Here is a 17300-nt window from a genome sequence, read left to right as displayed (position 1 = left end):
GCCTCACCCCTGCTCGAAGTCGACGCCCTTCCCGCCGGCGGGGTGTTCCCACTCGGTGTCGGCGACGATAGCGCAGGTCCCGCACTCGACGCAGGGCTGGGTGTCGAGGCTGACGAGGCGCTCCTGCTCACCGTTCGTCCGGACCAGTTCGTCGCGGTAGCAGCCGCCGCCGAAGGCCTCGGCGCTGACCGGACAGGCGGTGACCGCCGTCCCCGAGGCGGCGTAGGTGTTGTCGACCAGCCGGATGTGTGGCTCGCCCACGTCGTAAGTGAGGTCACCGATGCGCTCGTCGAGGCCGGGCGGGTCGACGCGGTTCTCGGCGTCGATTTCCTCCCCCAGCTCCGCCGCGATGACCGTCGGCAGGGTGACGTAGGGCAGTGCGGTGTCGGGTATCATCGCGACGAGCCGGGGGGAGTTGTAGGCCCGTTCGAGGAGCCCGCCGGCCGCGCGGACGCCGAGGCGACCCACGGGCGAGTCGGCGAGCGCGGTCGCCACCTCGTCTACCACGTCGAGTTCGCCGAGCCGACCGACCACGCCGTAGCTGCGCGGCCGCAGCTTCGCCATGACGCCCTCTTCGCGGAGTTTCCGCTCGTAGAGCTCGCCCGCCCGGTGGGGGTCTCCCCGGGAGCGGGCGTCGGCGAACGCTTCGGCGGCCAGCGCGCCCGCCGTGACGGCGTGGTTCATCCCCTTGATGATGGGGCCCTGGGCCTGCATCTGGCCGGCGGCGTCGCCGACGAGGACGAGGCGGTCTTCGTGGGGCGACTCGTGAGCGACCTTCTTCGAGTCGGGGACGAGCTTGGCGCTGTACTCGCGCTCGTGATACTCGTCGCCGAGCCACTGGGCGAGCAGCGGGTGGGTCAACAGGTTGTCCAGCAGCTCCTGTGGTTCGGCCCGCTCGTCGGCGATGGAGTCCAGGTGGAACACCGTCCCGACAGAGAGCGACGCCTCGTTGGTGTAGAGGAACCCGCCGCCCCTGACGCCGTCGAAGAGGTCGCCCGAGAACAGGTGGGCCTGTCCCTCGTCGTCGTCGATACCGAACCGCTCGTCGACGACGTCAGGCTCCATCTCCACGACGGCTTTGACGCCCTGGAACCACTCCTCGGCGTCGTCCCAGTCCATCAGCCCGGCGTCGCGGGCGAGTTCGGAGTTGACGCCGTCGGCCGCGACGACGACGTCGGCCGCTATCGGTTCGAGCTCTTCCGTGGTGACACCGACGATTTCGCCGTTCTCGCGGAGCAGCCCCGTCACGTGTATCTCCGTCAGCAGTCCGCCGCCGGTCTCGCGGGTCAGTTCGTGGACCCGGTCGGCGAGCCACGAGTCCATCGGCCGGCGGAGCACCGAATCCGCCCACGCCGTGTCGTGGTGGTGGAGGTCGCCGATGTCGAACGTCTTCACCCGGTTGCCGGCGACGTTGTGGATGTAGTTCTCGGTGACGGGCCGCTCGGTGGCCGCCTCGCGGAAGCCGGGGAACAGGCCGTCGATGGTGTAGGGGGCGGACGCCTCGGCGTAGAGCACGCCCCCCGAGACGTTCTTCGAGCCGGCGTCGACACCGCGTTCCAGCACGAGCGTCTCGACGCCGTTCCGGGCGAGGGCGGCAGCCGCCGCGGCGCCGCCCGGGCCACAGCCGACGACGACGGCCTCGTACTTCTCAGTCATCGCTGGCCTCCGCCACCGGGGCCAGTCGCCCGGCCTCGACGGCCTCGGTCAGCCGCGGCAACACCTCGAAGAGGTCGCCCTCGACGAAGTAGTCCGAGAACTCCCTGATATCGGCCTCGGGGTCCGTGTTGACCGCGACTATCGTGTCCGACTCGTCGCAGCCGACCTTGTGCTGGATGGCTCCGGAGATGCCCGCCGCGACGTATATCTCCGGTTCGACGACCTGCCCGGACTCCCCGATCTGGCGCTCCTCGGCGACGTAGTCCTCGACGTGGCTGTCGAAGGCATAGGAGGAGGTGATGACGCCCCGCGAGAGGCCCAGGTCGGCGTCCTCGAAGGCGTCCACGAGGTCAAGCGCCAGCTCGATACCACGGGTCGGGTCGTCACCGATGCCCCGCCCGACGGCGACGACCACGTCGTGGCCCGACAGGTCGACGCCGCCGTCGAGCCGTTCGGCGTCCGTCACCTCGACCTCGAACCAGTCCGCGTCCAGCGACATCTCGTACTCGACGACCGCCGCCTCGCGCCCGGGCTCCGGCTCGGGGACGTCGAAACTGCCCGGAATGACGCTCGCGCCCTGCGGGTGGAAGTCCCGGTCGGGCTTGTCGATACAGAGGATAGTCGAGTACTCGAACCCCGAGAAGTCCGGCCGCTTCATGTGCATGACGCGCTCGAACTCCGTCTTGTCGCCCGCCGTCCCGACCTTCGCCGGGTTCGATATCATCTCGCTCTCGATGTACAGCCCCGAGCAGTCGGAGGCCAGTCCGGAGTCGAGCGCGCCCTGGACCAGCGCCGAGAGGTCCCGACCGTTGTTCGTCGCCGGGAACAGCGTGTAGCGGGGCTCGTGGTACGCCTTCCAGTCGACGGACGCGTGGCCTTCGCTCGCGAGTCCGCCGCCCGCTCGCATCATGTCGACGACGATTTCGGTGTACGGTGTGTGGCGGAACCGCTCCAGCCGCTCGTCCTCGTGGTAGACCACGAGGTCCGCGCCGTGGGCGACGACCGCCTCGACGTGGTCGCTGGCGTCGGCGCCGACGAGGACGGCGACGACCCGTTCGTCGCTCTCGTAGCGCCGATTGTACTCGTCCATCAGTTCGCGTGCCTTCCCGAGCATCTCGCGGGAGACGTCGACCAGTTCGCCGGCCTGCGTCTCGCAGTACACCCACATGTCGCGGTACTCGCCGTCGACGGTCCCCTCGACCCACTGTTTCTCGTTGGTCGGATGGTCGAGTTCGGGGTGTTTCTCCTCGGGCGGAACGGTCTCGACGGGTTCGTCGCGTTCTTCGCTGCCCTCGACCGACTCGATTCGGTTCGCTATCTGCGTGACGGCGCTGTCGCGGTCCCGTCCCTCGCGCTCGCGTTCGAGGAGGGTCCGCAGCGTCTCCGCGTCGTCGATGTCCCGGACCATGTTGGCCACGTCCGCGACGGACAGCTCGGTGAGGTCGGCCGCTTCGGGGCGGCTCTCGCCCTCCTCGACGGTCTCGGCTTTCTCGATGCGGTCCTCGATGAGGCGAATCACCGGCGCCCGGTCCAGCCCGCCGGCCTCGGCGGCCAGCAGCTCCCGCAGCACCTCGGGGTCTTCGATGTCCTTCAGCATCGGTCCCAGCTCGGCTATCTCGTGGTCGGAGAGGTCGATATCCGGCATCGTCAGTCACCCGCCGCGTGTGGGAGGAGCTCGTCCACGACCGGTTCGAGCGCGCCGGGGTCCGCGCCGTCGACCACCGTGGCCTCGCGCTCGGCGGGCGCCTTCGGGATTGGGTCGACGCCGGCGACGATGGTCGGGGAGCCGTCCAGCCCGATGTAGTCGGGGTCCAGATTCAGCTCCTCGTGGTCCCACACCGTCAGGTGGTCCTCGAACTCGTCGGCCCGCGCCCGTGTCGCGGCCCGGCGGTCCTTGTGTTCGAGCCGATGGCCCGCCGTGCGATAGGTGGGCTCGAACTCGGGGTCGGCCATGACGAAACAGGGCAGCGGCGCCTCGACGGTCTCTATCTCGGTCACGTCGCCGTCGACGAGCCGTTCGGCGGTGAGCCGCCCCGCGTCCTCGTCCACCGACAGCGAGACGACGTGGGTCACCATCGGCCAGTCCAGACAGTAGGCGGTCTGGGGCCCGGTGTGACCGGTCTCCCCGTCGGCGGTCTTGAACCCCGCGAAGACGAGGTCCGGCGGTTCCGCCAGATGCTGGAGGCCCGTCGCGACGGTCATGGCCGTCGCCCAGGTGTCCGCCGCCCCCATCTCCCGGTCGGAGAGGAGATAGCAGTCGTCGGCGTAGACGTCGCGCATTCCCTCCCGCAACACGTCCTCGTACCCCGGCGGACCCATGCTCATCAGCGAGACGGTCCCGCCGTTGCGGACGGTCGTCTGGAGCGCCGCCCGCAGCGCGTGTCGGTCGTTCGGGTTCATCACCGTGGGCGTCTTGCCGCGTTCGAGGTGCCCGTCCTCGTCGAAGGAGACCTGCCCTTCGCGGAAGTCGGGGACCCCTTTGGTCAGAACTACCGTGTGCATAGATATCACGCCTCTCGGTAGATACGTCGCCCCGTAATGTTAATAAATCTACATGCGAGTTACGTACCGAAACGGACGAGGAGAGCGGAGAGAGCGAGCGATTAGAGACGGCCCGCGCGACCGGGGTCGACGTCGATGGCGTCGACCGGACAGACGTCGACACACAGCATACAGTCGATACACTGGTCCTCGTGGGTCGGGTCCGCCTTGATCTCGCTCTCGGGGTGGTCCGGCGTGTCCACCCACTCGAACACGTCGACGGGACAGTCCTCCAGACAGGCGCCGTCGGCCAGACAGATGTCGAAGTCGACGGCGACGTGGGTCCCGTGGATACCGAGTGTCTCCGGTTCCTCGACGGGTCCCCAGACGTTGTGACCCTCGTGTTGTTCGACTACCTCGCGACTCGTCTCGAACTCCGGGTCGATGGCCATGGTGCTAGACACTCCATCTGGCACGCACTTAACTCTTCGAACGCGGGACTGCGAGCCGCTGGTTCACATCGGGGCCCCACGCTGTCGGTGGGTACCGACCACCGCGTTTCAGTTCTCGTCTTCCCGCACTTCCAGCCCCCGGACCTCGTCGGGAGCGAGGCGCCACACAGTTATCTCTTCGATGCCCTCGGCCCGCTCGAAATCCGTCGAGAACCAGGCGTTGTCGTCCAGCGTCTCGACGGCGCCGTCCCACTCGCTGCCGTCCCGGTCGAGCGCACGGACGGACCCCGTCACAGCGATCGACTGCCAGTCGAAGCGGCCGCCGATGTCGGTCACGAGCAGGCGCGCCCGCTGGCCGTCCTCGACGAACTCGAACTTCGTGTTCGCCGGGCTATCGCGTATGAGCGCGAGGAACACGTCCGCGCCGTCGTAGCCGAAGGAGACGGGAATGCTGTAGGGCTCGTCGCCCTCGGCCAGCGAGAGGACGCCCCAGCCGGCGTCTGTCAGCAGTCGGTCGATGTCCCGCTCGTCCATCGGCGTCCCCATCCACTGCCCGTATGTCTCTGTCGGCATACGTCACTGTACTAACTGGAACGGCATAACGTGTCGCCAGCCGACCGTGGACGGCCCCCTCTCAGCGCATGCCCGGTGGCGGGCCGTCGTCGCCGAAGTCGTCGTCGTCGTACTCCTCTTCGAGGTCGATACCGGCCTCCTGTCGCCGCCGTCTGACCGCCTGCAGCTGGCGCCAGTAGTACACCGTCCCCACGCCGCCGACGACGACGGCGATGGCGGCGAGCCCGCCGAAGATGTAGAGGTCACGTTCGAGGTAGAACCGGAGCCGTATCGCCCGCGCGTCCACGGGTTCGTCCCACGTGACGGTCATCCGATTGGTCGTGGCGTTCGTCTCCGTCTCGTAGCCGCCGGGCGTGACCTGCGAGAGCAGCGGAATCCCCACGCGTCGGCCCGGCGGAAGCGTCACCGAGTAGTTGTAGCCGGACGCGTAGGTCGGCGTGGAGAAGGACTTGCCCTGACGCGGCGCGCTGTAGGCGACCTGCCCGCTGCTGTTGTTGGGCAGTCGGATGATAGTAGAGCGGCCGGTTCGGTCGGCAGTGAGCGAGGAGTTAGCCGGGCTGATGACGGTCCCGTTGTCGTAGCGGAACCGCAGGGCGCTGACCGGGACGCTCTCCTCCCGACCGAGGTCGTCCCGGTTGTAGATGGTGAACGTGGAGTTGTCCGGAATGTCGTACACCGCTCTGTAGGAGGTTCGATTGAGCGTTAGCGAGGCGTTCGCCTCGGTGTCCCAGTCGTAGCTCGCGTTCTCGTTCAGCTGGTCCGAGTCGACCTCTTCGGGGCCGAAGATACCGGTACAGCCGGCGAGTCCGACCAGCGCGAGGACGGCAAGCAGTGCGAGGATGCGACGTTGCATATCAGGGAACGACGGCGAGTAGTTCCGACGGCATGAACCGGCCGATGTCGGCCAGCAGGCCCGGGGCGTCGGTGTCCGGGTTGCAGATGATGCTCATCTCCAGCAGTCCGAGGCGTTCGACGGTGACGATATCCTGGGCGTGACCGGACTTGTTGACCGTCGCCCGCACCTCCGAGCGTGTCGCGCTGTTGGTGTTGACGCGACCGTTACCGTGGTCGCCGCCCCGTTTCCAGTCGTAGAGGCGGTCGACCTCCTCGTCGGCCAGTCGGGGCTCGTCACCGGCGACGAACCGCATCGAGAGGTGCTGGACGAGGCCGAACCGCTTGCGAATCTGGTGTGGGGTCCCCTGTCCGAGGTCGAGGTTCGCCGCCGGAATCCGCACGTCGCCAGCCGGCCCGGCGTCCAGCACGAACCCGTCGTCGTCCCAGCTATCTAGCGTGCCGACGTAGGTGTCGCCGGCCTCGTGGGTCGGCACGACCTCGCCGAACTCCTCGCGCAGGATATTCCGGGCGACCACGGCGTCGGGGCCCTCCACCGTGACGACCGGGAAGTCGTCATCCCGGTGGCCGATCTCGAACTCCACGTCGAGGTCACCGAACCGGTCGTTCACCAGCCCGCGCAGGCCGTCGAGCGCACGGTCACGGGCGTCGCCCGTCACGTACACTTTGGAACCAAGGACGACCATCAGGCCTCGGCTTCCACGTTTAGTTCCGAGCGCAGTTCGTCGATCCGGTTCTCCATCGCCGTCACGAGGCGGGTGTTCTCCATCGCCTCGACCTGGTTGCCACACTCGGGGCACTCGAAGCCGAACTCCATGGCCTCGCCGAACTCGAATCGGATGCCACAGTGCTCACAGAGGTAGAACTCGTTGTTGCGCTCGTACTCGCGGCGCTCTTCGAGCCCCTCCAGCAGCCGGTACATCTCCTCTTCGAGCTGTTCGGGGATCTCCTCGTACTCGAACGTCCACAGGTACGTGAGCCACCCCGAGTCCTCGTCGCGGAGCCGGCGATAGGCCGCCAGGTCGTTCTCGTAGAGAATAAAGAGCGCGCGGCGAACGTCGTTCAGTTCGAGGCCCAGTTCCTCGGCCAACTCCTCGTCGGTCACCTCGCCGTCCGGCGGCGCGGCGGCGACCGGCATCCCTTTCGGTCCGACCAGCTCGTGGAGGTACTTCTGTATGACGGGGTCCTCCAAGAGGTCCTCAAAAGCCATTACCGTGTTGTCGGGGGGTCACGTGGTTAAAACCTCCGGGTCTCTGACGGTGCCAGCGCTCCGCGGCTCGCAAGCGCGAGGCGGTCGCCGGCTACTCAGCCCACGGTCCGACATCCGCGTACCGACCGAGCAGCCAGCCGACGGCGAACGGAGTCAGGACCGCCAGGCAGGCCAGTCCGACCCATCTGGTCGGCGGCGGTTGCAGCGCCATGTAGACGAGATAGATGGGACCGAGCAGTAGGATAATCCGCGATGTCAGCGTCGAGGGGTCGCCGAACACGGGCCGCTACCCCTCCAGTGAGGCGGCGGGCTCACGTCCCATCGTCGGCGTCCTCCGGGTCGATAACCTTCTTGCCGGTCTCCATCGGGACGACGACCTGGTCCGGGTCCTGCCAGTCGCGGTCGAGTTCCGCGCCCCCGTAGAGCCGGTCGAGGAAGACGGCCAGCGAGGCGATTTCGGAGTGGGGCTGGTTCGTCACGCCGACGTTGTAGTCGGCCCGCTCGTACACCTCGAAGGGGACCTTCTCGGCGCCGACGACCACGAGCAGTGGCTCCGCGTCGTGGGCCGCGCGGATATCGCCCTCCACGTCCTGTATCGGTTCGCCGTACATCGTCAGGTGGACGACTGTCCCCGCGAAATCGCGGATGCGCCGCTTTGGCTCGTCGGTCGTCTCCACGTCGAACGGGCCGCCAAAGCGGTCCGTGATGTCGACGACGGTGTCGGCCCGACTGCTGGCCGCACCGGCGAGGACGACCCTGTCAGCGCCCAGCGCCCGGGCGGTCAGACCGACGTGCGTCGTGATCCGTTCGTCTCTCCCGGGCCGGTGGCCCAGTCTGAGCACTGTCACGCTCTGGCTGTCTCTCATTGTCCCCTCGCAGCTTCGATAGCCTCTTTGACGGGGTCGTAGGCGATTTCTTGCCACTCCACGGGAGCGCCGTCGACGAAGATAGCGGGCGTCCCCTGCACGCCCCGGTCGACGCCCAGCGCTCTGTCGGCGGCGACGGTCTCGTCGTAGCGCCGCTCTGTCGCCCCCGTTCGGACCGTCTCAGCGGCCACACCGAGCCCGTCGGCCTGTGAGCCATACGTTTCCGACCCGAGGCTGTCCTGGTTCCGAAAGAGCCGCTCCGAATAGCGGAAATACGCCTGGTCGCCGGCTTCGGCCTGCACCGTTCTGGCGGCGTTTGCGGCCTGCCAGGAGTCGCGCTGGTCGACCGGGATGGGGTAGTCGTGGAACTCGTACCGGACCTGGTCCGTTTCGAGATAGTCGGCGGCGAGCTGGGGGAACACCTCTAAGGAGTACGTTCCGCAGTGCGGACAGGCGTAGTCCTCGAAGGCAGCGACGGTCACGTCGGCGTCGGGGTCGCCGGCGACCGGCGACGGCAGCGGTTGCCCGCCCGTCGGCGTCGTCGACTCGGCTATCGTGCCGAGCTCCGGCGACTCGCTCCCGCTATCGCCCCCGAGGCAGCCGGCGGTCGCCGCCGCGAGCGCGACGCCCCCGGCGACGAACTCTCGGCGTGTCGGAGTCTTCATACGCGATTCTCAGCCGGGGAGATATAAAACGGCGTTGTCATCGCGGGACCCGACGCCCACGGCTGACAGCGGCGGCGGTGACCGCGGCGATCGAGTGACCCCCTCCTCCAGTTCGCGCTTCCCGACAGGCTGTACGGGCACAGCGGTTTCCGGTGGCTATTATACGGCCGCTCGTAGATGACACCACATGGACGTAGCGTCACGACTGTCGGATATCGGGACCGAGCGCGCGCTGTTCGCGCTCGGGGCGGTGATAACCGGTGTGTTGACGATACTCGTGTTTCTCTCCGGAAATGACGACCAGGGGGCCCTCTTCGGGGTGTTTTCGATCTATCTCGGCGGTGCAGCGACACCCGCAATCAGGAACAGCGTGCCCGACTACAAGCGCACCGGCGCGATCGCTCTCGGCGGTGTCGGCGTGATCGCTATCCTCATGGGAACCCAGTCCGGGCTCCCGGTGCTGTTCGTCATCGGCGCCATCGCGGCGCTCATGAACCTCTTTTGAGCCGGGTCAGGCCGGATACGTGCCTGTCAGCTCCGCTTTCCCGACCATGTGACCGCTGGCCGCGTCGTAGATGTCGTCTTTCGTCGCGTCGGCCGGGAGGTCGAGCTCCGTATCGAGCGCGTACAGCAGGAAGCGATAGCTGTGTTCCCTGTCCGGAGGGTTCGGCCCGCCCCAGCCGGCCTCGCCGTAGTCGTTCTGTCCCTCCGTCGCACCCTCGGGCGTCGTCCCCTCGGGAATGGACTCGGTGTCCGGCGGGATCGACCAGCAGAGCCAGTGGTTCCACACTTTCCCGGCCGGCTCCTGCGCGTCGGGGTCGTCGACTATCAGGAGCAGCGACTCGGCCGCTGACGGGACGTCGCGTATCTCCAGGGGCGGGTTCGTGTTCGCTTCGGTGTACCCGTGCGCCTCGGGGATTCGCTCGCCGTCGTCGAACGCCGGGCTCGACAGTTCGAGGTCGGCCATGGGCAGTGTTGTCGCGCCACAGACAAAAGCCCCGTCCCGGTACCCATTTGTCCGCCGACTGCCAACGCCACCGCGTGCAAGTCGTCGGCTACCGCGCCCGGGTCGATACCCACGCCGCTCTCCTGCTGGCAGCGGACGGTGAGGTGACCACGGAGCGGCTGGACCCGGGGACGGAACTCGCCTATCGGCTCGGCGAGCGCCACTGCGCCGGCGCCGTCGACAGCGTCGCGCCGGACCGAGAGCGGGAAGCCGGCGACACGCTGGTCCACTACGCCTGTGACACCGGCGAGGCGCCCTACTGCGCCGAACACACCAGCCGGTGGCCCTGTGCGCGCTGTACCGGCGACTGCGGGAAACCCGTCGCGGCCTGCGACGAGGAACACGCGGTGTATCTGGCGGCGTTCGCCCCGGAGACCGTGAAAGTCGGCGTCACCCGCTCGTGGCGGCTGGAGACCCGCCTGCGCGAGCAGGGCGCCGACCGCGCGGCCCACCTCCGGACCGTCGCGGACGGCCGCATCGCCCGCCAGATAGAGGCCGACATCGCCGCCGACCTGGGCGACCGGGTGCGCGTGCCGACGAAGATAGCCGGGTTCGCCGAGACCGTCGACAAGGCGCTCTGGGCGGACCTCTGTGCCGAACACGACCCCGTGGAGACCTACGCGTTCGACTACGGCCTCGACCTCGCGGACCGCCCGCTGGCCGAGACGCTGGCGACCGGAACGGTTCGGGGGACCAAAGGACGCGTCGCCGTCGTCGAGAACAACGACACCACCTACGCCGTCGACCTCCGGGACCTGGTCGGGTACGAACTCCTCGAGGGGAGCACCGAGCGGGAGCTGCAGTCCAGTCTGGGCGCGTTCGGATAGATTCGGCTCAGTTCCGGTCACACACAAGACATTTACTGCGTCCCTCCGCCCCCACGGTCGTGCGACGTGAAACCCTCCTCGGCGGCGCTATCGGTGCTGTCGTCCTGACGATGGTCGTCGGTCTAGTCGCGATTCCCGGTGCCCTCGCCGAGCCCCCGGAGGAGCTGCGTGAGAGCCGGCTGGAGATGCAACAGCCGTACGTCGAAGCCACGGCGGTGGGCGGTGAGACCGTGACGCTCTCGCTGTCGGCTCGACTGGCACACCGCGGCGGGCCGGCCGACAACGTCACCGTCGAGACGCGGGCCGTCGACACCGAGACAGGGCTGGTCGAGACGACCGAACGGCTGTCACTCGGAACGCTCGATGGCGACCGGGACGTGCCCTACACGACGAACATCACCGTCGAGCGGGCGGGGAGCTACCGAATCGAGACCGAGGTGTACGCCGACGGGCGCAGAGCGACGACCCACAGCGGGACGGTGTCGAACCTCGATGCGCTCGTGCCGGCGTCGGCCCGCTCCGCTGTCCGCTTTCACGAGTTCGACGACGCGAGCGCGGACTTGGAGGCCATCTCTTACCGCATCGTCGACGTCCGGGACAACGAATCGCGGCTCAACGTGACGACCTACCTCACGAACACCGGTGACGACGCCGCCGGCGGCGTCGAGGTCCAGCTGCGAGCCAGACAGGCCGAGTCCAACGTCATCGCGGACGCCGACACCGTGACGGTCGGGGAGATACGGCCCGGTCGGACCCGCACTGTCAGCACCGAACTCGCCGTGCCGGACGGCTACGACTACTGGCTCGACGGCATCCTCAGCTCCGACGGCGTCATCGTCGGCACGGAGCGGTCCGTCGCCGATCTCGACCCGACCGAGACACTCCGAGCGAACACGACGACGAGAGAGACCGGGTTCCGGTCGGACGACTTCGTCCGCCGGACCGAATCGGGAGGCGACCGCGACCGGTCGAACGAGGAGTCACAGTTGACCACCGGCGGCAGCGGCCCCGGCTTCACCGTCGGGACGGGGCTCGCCGCCCTCGCGCTCGCCGCCCTCGTAGCTATCCGGAGACAGATATGAGCGACGACGCCACCGCCACGACCGACGCACCGACCGACGAACCGCCCGCGACGCCGTCGACGGGCCACAGCGACACGGAGACCTCAAGACAGATGGTCCGGACCGCCCAGTGGGCCGCGTTCGCGTTGCTCGTCCTCGTCGCGTTGCTCGCGACGGTCCGGCTCTACTTCGCCGTGTCTACCGCCGTCGAGACCTTCGTCACGCGTCGCTACCGCCCGCTGTTCATGGCCGGGTTCAACCTCGTCGTGCTACTGTGCTGTGTCGGCGGACTCTCCGCCCTCGTGCGCCGACTGACCTGACACGACAACCCTTTTCAGCGGGCCAGCCGAACCGGAATCCATGGCAGATGACGAGCCCGAGACAGGCGACGAGTCGGCCGAATCGACCGAAAACGGCGAGGAGGAGAAGTCCTTCCGCGAGCGCGTCGAGGAGATCCGACAGAAGCGCGCCGAGGAAGGTGACGACGGGGAGGGGATGAGCCGCGAGGAACGCATGGAAGAGATGATGGGCGGCGGTGGCGGCCCCGGCGGTATGGGCGGCGGCGGCGGCAACCCCTTCGCACAGATGATGGGCGGCATGATGGGCGGCGGCCCCGGCGGTATGGGCGGCGGCCCCGGCGGTGCGCCCGGGCAGGCACAGGAAGGGGGCAGCGACAACGAAGAACTGACCCGCGAGATGCGGAAGCTCCGCGACGAGGTCCACGACGTGCGACGCACGCTCGACCGCATCGCCGACGCGCTCGAAGACTGACGACAGAGCGATTCTACGCTTTCCGACTCTAGAGCGGTAGCACTGCGAGACGTTCGACTGCCCGTAGCGGAGCGGTTCGCGAGGCGACCCCTGGTCGCACCGATTCCGGTCGACGCCGTCTAGAACAAGCTGCCTATCCGTCCTCGTAGGCCAGCGTCATGACCCACTGCGAGAAGGTGTCGTCGTGCGGGTCGACCTCCTCGTCGCCGATAAACGGGGAGAGCTGGTCGCCGGCCATCAGCAGACTGAACTCCAGGTCCCGGGCCGCGGGCGTGAGGAAGTAGGTGTTGTGGCCCTCGTACACGGTGTCTTCGCGCTGGATGAGCCCTTTCTCGAAGAGGGACTCGACGATGCGACTACCCTTCCGGGAGGAGACGTCGAGCTCCTTCCAGAAGTCGCTCTGGTGGATGCCGCCGGATTCGCGGATAAGCTCCAATCCGGCACGCTCGTCCTCAGAGAGGTCCGCCTCCGACGTTGCCGAACTCATATACAGTGTACTCCGCCGGTCGGCCGCTTAAATCTGGCCTTCGACGGGGCGGTACTCGGTGCGACAGGGCGGGCCGTCGGCGAACTCGTAGCGAGCGTTCTCGCCCAGTGCGATGAGCGACGAGGAGCGGGTGCCAAAGCCGTCGCCGTGGACGCAGACGCCGTAGTCGTGGTCGGCGATGGTCTCGCCGGCGCGGTCCAGCCACGAATCGACCGACTCGCCGGCTTCGACCTGCAGCGTCTCGCGCAGCCGGTCGGCGTTGGTCGCCTGCCGCTCGCCCGCGTCGGGCCGGTGACTCGGAATCCGGTAGTCCCCGTCCGCACCGACGTTGATGACGACGTGGACCCCGGGCTGGACGTTCCGCACCGCGAGCTGGCCGTCCCACTCCAGCAGGATGGCGGCGTTCTCGTCGGCCAGCAGGAGATTGAAGCCGGCGTATTCGGCTTCGCGGACGGCCCCCTCGACGGCGCGGGCGGCCGCCTCGGCCGACTCGTGGCTCAAGCAGTCCCGAACGAGAAGGCCCCGGGAACGCTCGCCCGCGAGCTCAGCGTCCACCCAGCGGTTGGTGACGGCGACCAGCAGGCCGTCCTCGTTGTACCCCTCCCACGTCCCCTCGGCCTCGGCGTCGGCCGGCGCGACGACCTCGCGCCCCCACTGTCGGCGCTGGGGCGGTTCCGACGGTCTGTCGAGCAGTTCGTCGCGGTTGGCCGCGAAGGCTATCGGCGTCTCTTCGAACACCTGCCAGGCGAGGGCGATGGTACACACGAACGTCTGTAGGCACTTCAGGGAGAAAACGGCTTGCCCGCACCGCTAGGACTGTAGCAGTCGTCGGACGGCGTCCCGGTCGACCGTCCCCGACGGCGTCCGCGGGAGCGCGTCGACGACGCGCACCGTCTTCGGCACCTCGTAGGGGGCGAGTTCGTCGCGGCAGTGGGCCAGAATCGTCTCCTCGTCGGCAGTCCCGACTACGAGCGCGCCCACTCGCTGGCCCCACTCCTCGTCGGGCATGCCGACGATGGCGGCGTCCTCGACGCCGTTGCACTCTCCGATGACAGCGGCGACGGTCCCGGCCTCGACGTTCTCCCCGCCGGTGAGGATTCGGTCGTCGACGCGGCCGACAACCCACAGGCGGCCGTCCTCGTCCCGGTAGCCGCGGTCGCCCGTGTGGAAGCCGTGGGGGCCGAACGCGGCCGCAGTCGCGTCGTCGTCGAGGTAGCCGGGCGTCACGGTCGGCCCCGAGACGACGATTTCCCCCGTCTCGTTGGGGCCGGCCGGGTCGCCGTCTGCGAGGACGGTCACGTCCGTACAGACCAGCGGCTGACCGACGGTGTCCGGGTACCGTCTCGCCGTCTCCGGCAGCGCCGTGGCTATCTGGGAGGCCGTCTCGGTCATGCCGTAGGTCGGACAGACCGGAATCTCCCGGGCCAGACAGCGCTCGACGAGGTCGGGGTCGGCCGGCCCGCCGCCCAGCAGGACGGCCCCGAGCGAGTCCCCGGGCGCCCACCCAGCGTCGACGAGGCGCTTGCACATCGTCGGCACGAGGGAGACGCCGGTCACGCCGTGGTCGTCCAGCAGTCGGGCCGTCGCGGCGGGCTCGAACTCGCGCTGGACGACGACCGCCGTCCCGTAGAGCGCGGCCCGCACGAAGGGGGCCAGCCCGCCCATGTGGTAGGTCGGGAGACAGACAAGCCAGCGGTCGCCGGGCCGAACGCCCAGCCGGAACGCCGAGGCCGTCGCGCTCGCGACGAGGTTGCCGACGGTGAGTCTGACCCCTTTGGGCTCGCTCGTCGTCCCCGAGGTGAACAGAATTAGCGCCGTCTCGTCCCGGGAGCGCTCGGCCGGTTCCACGGCGACCGTCGACGATTCCACGGTTTCGAGGCGCTCGACGGCCCCGGTTGTCGGCTCGTCCACGGACGCGACGGGGCAGTCGGCGACAGTCGCGGCCAGCTCCTCTGTCGCGCGCTCACAGACCAGCAGGTCGGCGTCGAGCGCGTCGAGCTGGGCCCCCAGCGTGTCCGCGGCGAGGTCGACGTTCAGCGCCGCGTACGTCCGGCCGGTGCGCCAGACGCCGTAGAGGAGCCGCCCGACCGCGGGCCGTGTATCGACGAGCGTGGCGACGCGACCGCCGGCCGTATCGGCCAGACCGTCGACGGCGGCGGCGACCGAATCGGCGGCGGCGTCGAACTCTCGGTAGGACCGCTCCGCGCCGGTTTCGGCGTCGACCACGGCCGTCCGTTCGGGCGTGGTCTCAGCCCGGTGGGAGAGCAGGTCACGCGTGGGCCACTCGACCGGTTCACGCATCGGGGCTCACCTCCGCCGGGTCGAGTCCGAGGCCGTCGGTCTGTGGGACCGAGAGCCGCCCGCCGGACAGCGTGGCGGGGTCGGGCGCGAGGTCGTGCGCCAGCCGGTCCCCGGTTGCCAGCCCGCAGGCGCCGATGTCGGGGACGCCGGCGGCGACGTGGAGCGCGGCCAGCCGGGCGACGACGCCGTCGATAGTGGTCGTGACGACCGGCTCGACGCCGTGGTCGCGAGCCCGCATCGCCAGCGTGTAGGCGTTGCCCGGGCCGCCGAGCACCATCGGCTTCAGTATCAGCACGTCCGCGGCGTCGGCCGAGAGCACCGTGTCGGCCCGACGGTGGACGAGCGACTCGTCGAGGGCGACGCCGACGGGGCCGCCACGGAGCGCGGCGTGGCCGTCGAGGTCGTCGGCCGGAAGGGGTTGTTCGACGTAGTCGACGCCGTAGTCGGCGAAGACCTCGAACGCCCGCTCGGCTTCGGCGGGGCGCCACGCGCCGTTGGCGTCGGCTCGCAGCGTCAGGTCGTCCCCGACGCGCTCCCGGACGGCACGGAGGCGTTCGATATCGTCTTCGACCGAGCGGGCACCGACCTTCAGCTTGCAGCAGTCGAAGCCGGCGTCGTCGGCCTCCGCGACCGCGTCGGCGGTCGCCGCGGGAGCGCCGTCGCCGACGGTGGCGTTGACCGGCACCGACTGACAGCGGCGGTCGGCGTCGAACCACTGGTAGAGCGGCACCCCGTCGGCCCGCGCGTCGGCGTCGAGCAGTGCGGTGGCGAAACCGTGACGGGCCGCGGGAACGCTGTCGGCGGCGAGTTCGAGCATCGCGGCGGCGTGGCCGCCCGCTATCTCGGCGGTGGCGGCGCTCGCTAGCGCCGCCCGGCAGTCGGGGAGCGACTCCGTCCACCCCGGGAGCGGCGTGGCCTCGCCGACGCCGGTGTGGCCGCGGTGGTCGTAGCGCACCACGAGCCCGTCGCGCTCCTCGATGGTGCCACTGGCCGTCGCGAGCGGGCTGGACAGCGGGAGCGAGAACGGCGTCGTGTTCATAGCAGCCGTGGGAGCGCAAGCCCCGCAGCGAAGAGCAACGAGTGCAGGAACAGCGTCTGGCCGACCCGTTCGAGCGTCGGGTTCAGCGACTCACCGTCGGTGCGTGTCAGGACGGTCTTGCCCGTCCTCGCGGCCAGCGGGATGGTCAGCAGCGGTGCGAGCGCCGCCGGTCCGTAGGCCGGGTCGAGCGCGAAGAGGACGGGGACGACGTAGGCCATCCCGACCAGCGCGACGAACTCCGCCCGACTGGGGCCGTACCCCAGGTAGACGGCCAGCGTCTTCTTGCCCGCGGCCATGTCGGTCTCGCGGTCGCGGATGTTGTTGACGACGAGGATAGCCGTCGAGAGCCCCGCGGCCGGGAGGCTGGCGACCACGGCGTCGACGGGCACGCTCCCGGCCGGGAGCGTCGTCGGGAAGGTGCCGACGGCGGGATTGGTCGCCACGGCCTGCACGTAGTAGGTCCCGGTGACGGCGACGAGGCCGAAGTAGACGAAGACGAAGAGGTCCCCCAGCCCGCGGTAGCCGTAGGGGAACGGGCCGCCGGTGTAGAGGATGCCGGCGGCGATACCCGACAGCCCGACGGCGACGATGGGGACGCCGCCGATGGCGACCAGGGCCACGCCGACGACGACGGCCAGCCCGTAGGTCAGTAGCATCGCCCGCTTGACCGACGACGGTTCGATGAGCCCGCCAGCCGTCACGCGGGTAAAGCCCTCGCGTTCGTCCGTGTCGGCGCCCTTGACCGCGTCGTAGTAGTCGTTCGCGAAGTTCGTCCCGACCTGGATGAGGAGTGCCCCGACGAGCGCGCCCAGCGCCACGAGCGGGGCGAAGACGTCCGCGTGGACCGCCAGCCCCGCGCCAACCACGACCGGCGCGGCGCCGGCCGGCAGCGTCTGTGGCCTGGCGGCCATGAGCCACGCCTCGCGTTTCGAGATATCCGCCGTCGCGGTACTCATTGCCCGGGCGTAGGGACGGCCCCCCCAAAGCGACTGTGGTTCGGCGAACCGGCGGTGAGCGTCGATACCGGATACTGTCTGCGAGATTACCAGTAAG

22 protein-coding genes are annotated in these 17300 nt (G+C 69.1%); 5 read left to right on the top strand and 17 right to left on the bottom strand.

The annotated features are described in order from the left end of the window. Positions 1–3: 3 nt before the first annotated feature. The 11 genes from NDI56_RS05110 to NDI56_RS05060 all read right to left on the bottom strand — a co-directional run bounded on the left by NDI56_RS05110 (position 4) and on the right by NDI56_RS05060 (position 8755). Complete coding sequence (locus NDI56_RS05110) at positions 4–1656, bottom strand: FAD-dependent monooxygenase (RefSeq protein WP_310918331.1); 1653 nt, start codon at positions 1654–1656, stop codon at positions 4–6. Further along, positions 1649–3301, bottom strand: coding sequence for an electron transfer flavoprotein subunit alpha/FixB family protein (locus NDI56_RS05105; protein WP_310918330.1), 1653 nt, complete (start codon positions 3299–3301; stop codon positions 1649–1651). Before NDI56_RS05105 ends, NDI56_RS05110 begins: the two co-directional genes overlap by 8 nt. A 2-nt stretch (positions 3302–3303) precedes the next feature. Further along, a complete protein-coding gene (locus tag NDI56_RS05100) occupies positions 3304–4158 on the bottom strand; it encodes an electron transfer flavoprotein subunit beta/FixA family protein (protein WP_310918329.1) in 855 nt (284 codons plus the stop codon). A 101-nt stretch (positions 4159–4259) separates the two neighbouring features. Next, the gene (locus tag NDI56_RS05095; protein WP_310918328.1) at positions 4260–4589 is read right to left on the bottom strand and encodes a 4Fe-4S dicluster domain-containing protein; all 330 of its coding nucleotides are present in this window, start codon (positions 4587–4589) and stop codon (positions 4260–4262) included. Between the two features lie 108 nt (positions 4590–4697). After that, the gene (locus NDI56_RS05090; RefSeq protein WP_310918327.1) at positions 4698–5162 is read right to left on the bottom strand and encodes a pyridoxamine 5'-phosphate oxidase family protein; all 465 of its coding nucleotides are present in this window, start codon (positions 5160–5162) and stop codon (positions 4698–4700) included. Between the two features lie 61 nt (positions 5163–5223). Continuing rightward, entirely contained in the window at positions 5224–6015 is a 792-nt protein-coding gene (locus NDI56_RS05085; RefSeq protein WP_310918326.1) for a DUF5803 family protein, read from the bottom strand. 1 nt (position 6016) lies between these two features. Next, the gene (locus tag NDI56_RS05080) at positions 6017–6700 is read right to left on the bottom strand and encodes a DUF2110 family protein (RefSeq protein WP_310918325.1); all 684 of its coding nucleotides are present in this window, start codon (positions 6698–6700) and stop codon (positions 6017–6019) included. Next, positions 6700–7224 (bottom strand): transcription factor E, encoded by a 525-nt coding sequence (gene tfe / locus NDI56_RS05075; protein WP_310918324.1) that lies wholly within the window; start codon positions 7222–7224, stop codon positions 6700–6702. Before tfe ends, NDI56_RS05080 begins: the two co-directional genes overlap by 1 nt. A gap of 91 nt (positions 7225–7315) precedes the next feature. Then, the gene (locus NDI56_RS05070) at positions 7316–7504 is read right to left on the bottom strand and encodes a hypothetical protein (protein WP_310918323.1); all 189 of its coding nucleotides are present in this window, start codon (positions 7502–7504) and stop codon (positions 7316–7318) included. A 31-nt stretch (positions 7505–7535) separates the two neighbouring features. After that, entirely contained in the window at positions 7536–8090 is a 555-nt protein-coding gene (locus tag NDI56_RS05065; protein WP_310918322.1) for a tRNA (cytidine(56)-2'-O)-methyltransferase, read from the bottom strand. After that, positions 8087–8755 (bottom strand): DsbA family protein, encoded by a 669-nt coding sequence (locus tag NDI56_RS05060; RefSeq protein ID WP_310918321.1) that lies wholly within the window; start codon positions 8753–8755, stop codon positions 8087–8089. The genes NDI56_RS05065 and NDI56_RS05060 overlap by 4 nt, the downstream gene beginning before the upstream one ends. A 187-nt stretch (positions 8756–8942) precedes the next feature. Here NDI56_RS05060 and NDI56_RS05055 point away from each other — a divergent pair, with 187 nt between their 5' ends. Beyond that, complete coding sequence (locus NDI56_RS05055; RefSeq protein ID WP_310918320.1) at positions 8943–9260, top strand: hypothetical protein; 318 nt, start codon at positions 8943–8945, stop codon at positions 9258–9260. A 6-nt stretch (positions 9261–9266) separates the two neighbouring features. Here NDI56_RS05055 and NDI56_RS05050 read toward each other — a convergent pair whose 3' ends face one another. Then, positions 9267–9722: a YbhB/YbcL family Raf kinase inhibitor-like protein gene (locus tag NDI56_RS05050; RefSeq protein ID WP_310918319.1), complete on the bottom strand. Its 456-nt coding sequence runs from the start codon at positions 9720–9722 to the stop codon at positions 9267–9269. A gap of 74 nt (positions 9723–9796) precedes the next feature. Here NDI56_RS05050 and NDI56_RS05045 point away from each other — a divergent pair, with 74 nt between their 5' ends. Genes NDI56_RS05045 through NDI56_RS05030 form a run of 4 tightly spaced genes read left to right on the top strand, consistent with a single transcriptional unit; the run spans position 9797 to position 12420 of the window. Beyond that, positions 9797–10588, top strand: coding sequence for a DUF2797 domain-containing protein (locus NDI56_RS05045; protein ID WP_310918318.1), 792 nt, complete (start codon positions 9797–9799; stop codon positions 10586–10588). Positions 10589–10647: 59 nt separating this feature from the next. Next, on the top strand, positions 10648–11670 hold the full coding sequence (locus NDI56_RS05040; RefSeq protein ID WP_310918317.1) for a DUF7490 domain-containing protein: 1023 nt from the start codon (positions 10648–10650) through the stop codon (positions 11668–11670). Next, positions 11667–11969 (top strand): DUF8060 family membrane protein, encoded by a 303-nt coding sequence (locus tag NDI56_RS05035; RefSeq protein WP_310918316.1) that lies wholly within the window; start codon positions 11667–11669, stop codon positions 11967–11969. Before NDI56_RS05040 ends, NDI56_RS05035 begins: the two co-directional genes overlap by 4 nt. 40 nt (positions 11970–12009) lie before the next feature. Beyond that, on the top strand, positions 12010–12420 hold the full coding sequence (locus NDI56_RS05030) for a hypothetical protein (protein WP_310918315.1): 411 nt from the start codon (positions 12010–12012) through the stop codon (positions 12418–12420). Positions 12421–12553: 133 nt separating this feature from the next. Here NDI56_RS05030 and NDI56_RS05025 read toward each other — a convergent pair whose 3' ends face one another. The 5 genes from NDI56_RS05025 to NDI56_RS05005 are packed head-to-tail and all read right to left on the bottom strand — an operon-like array spanning position 12554 to position 17203. Beyond that, the gene (locus NDI56_RS05025) at positions 12554–12907 is read right to left on the bottom strand and encodes a helix-turn-helix transcriptional regulator (protein ID WP_310918314.1); all 354 of its coding nucleotides are present in this window, start codon (positions 12905–12907) and stop codon (positions 12554–12556) included. 27 nt (positions 12908–12934) lie between these two features. Next, on the bottom strand, positions 12935–13672 hold the full coding sequence (locus NDI56_RS05020; RefSeq protein WP_310918313.1) for an NRDE family protein: 738 nt from the start codon (positions 13670–13672) through the stop codon (positions 12935–12937). Positions 13673–13717: 45 nt separating this feature from the next. Next, positions 13718–15208, bottom strand: a complete 1491-nt coding sequence (locus NDI56_RS05015; protein WP_310918312.1) for a class I adenylate-forming enzyme family protein — start codon at positions 15206–15208, stop codon at positions 13718–13720. Further along, positions 15201–16247 (bottom strand): mandelate racemase/muconate lactonizing enzyme family protein, encoded by a 1047-nt coding sequence (locus tag NDI56_RS05010; RefSeq protein ID WP_310918311.1) that lies wholly within the window; start codon positions 16245–16247, stop codon positions 15201–15203. Before NDI56_RS05010 ends, NDI56_RS05015 begins: the two co-directional genes overlap by 8 nt. Beyond that, a complete protein-coding gene (locus NDI56_RS05005) occupies positions 16244–17203 on the bottom strand; it encodes a 1,4-dihydroxy-2-naphthoate polyprenyltransferase (protein ID WP_310918310.1) in 960 nt (319 codons plus the stop codon). Before NDI56_RS05005 ends, NDI56_RS05010 begins: the two co-directional genes overlap by 4 nt. Positions 17204–17300: the final 97 nt, after the last annotated feature.

The organism is Halomicroarcula saliterrae, from assembly GCF_031624395.1.
GTDB lineage: Archaea > Halobacteriota > Halobacteria > Halobacteriales > Haloarculaceae > Haloarcula > Haloarcula saliterrae.
The sequence above is the reverse complement of the archived record's forward strand: the minus strand, read 5'-3'. Positions and strand labels throughout refer to the sequence as shown.

Coding starts and splice junctions, on each gene's coding strand:
- NDI56_RS05080 (WP_310918325.1), bottom strand. CDS start 6,700: ATGGTCGTCCTTGGTTCCAAAGTGTACGTGACGGGCGACGCCCGTGAC.
- NDI56_RS05100 (WP_310918329.1), bottom strand. CDS start 4,158: ATGCACACGGTAGTTCTGACCAAAGGGGTCCCCGACTTCCGCGAAGGG.
- NDI56_RS05005 (WP_310918310.1), bottom strand. CDS start 17,203: ATGAGTACCGCGACGGCGGATATCTCGAAACGCGAGGCGTGGCTCATG.
- NDI56_RS05060 (WP_310918321.1), bottom strand. CDS start 8,755: ATGAAGACTCCGACACGCCGAGAGTTCGTCGCCGGGGGCGTCGCGCTC.
- tfe (WP_310918324.1), bottom strand. CDS start 7,224: ATGGCTTTTGAGGACCTCTTGGAGGACCCCGTCATACAGAAGTACCTC.
- NDI56_RS05025 (WP_310918314.1), bottom strand. CDS start 12,907: ATGAGTTCGGCAACGTCGGAGGCGGACCTCTCTGAGGACGAGCGTGCC.
- NDI56_RS05050 (WP_310918319.1), bottom strand. CDS start 9,722: ATGGCCGACCTCGAACTGTCGAGCCCGGCGTTCGACGACGGCGAGCGA.
- NDI56_RS05095 (WP_310918328.1), bottom strand. CDS start 4,589: ATGGCCATCGACCCGGAGTTCGAGACGAGTCGCGAGGTAGTCGAACAA.
- NDI56_RS05085 (WP_310918326.1), bottom strand. CDS start 6,015: ATGCAACGTCGCATCCTCGCACTGCTTGCCGTCCTCGCGCTGGTCGGA.
- NDI56_RS05035 (WP_310918316.1), top strand. CDS start 11,667: ATGAGCGACGACGCCACCGCCACGACCGACGCACCGACCGACGAACCG.
- NDI56_RS05055 (WP_310918320.1), top strand. CDS start 8,943: ATGGACGTAGCGTCACGACTGTCGGATATCGGGACCGAGCGCGCGCTG.
- NDI56_RS05105 (WP_310918330.1), bottom strand. CDS start 3,301: ATGCCGGATATCGACCTCTCCGACCACGAGATAGCCGAGCTGGGACCG.
- NDI56_RS05010 (WP_310918311.1), bottom strand. CDS start 16,247: ATGAACACGACGCCGTTCTCGCTCCCGCTGTCCAGCCCGCTCGCGACG.
- NDI56_RS05065 (WP_310918322.1), bottom strand. CDS start 8,090: ATGAGAGACAGCCAGAGCGTGACAGTGCTCAGACTGGGCCACCGGCCC.
- NDI56_RS05030 (WP_310918315.1), top strand. CDS start 12,010: ATGGCAGATGACGAGCCCGAGACAGGCGACGAGTCGGCCGAATCGACC.
- NDI56_RS05090 (WP_310918327.1), bottom strand. CDS start 5,162: ATGCCGACAGAGACATACGGGCAGTGGATGGGGACGCCGATGGACGAG.
- NDI56_RS05110 (WP_310918331.1), bottom strand. CDS start 1,656: ATGACTGAGAAGTACGAGGCCGTCGTCGTCGGCTGTGGCCCGGGCGGC.
- NDI56_RS05015 (WP_310918312.1), bottom strand. CDS start 15,208: ATGCGTGAACCGGTCGAGTGGCCCACGCGTGACCTGCTCTCCCACCGG.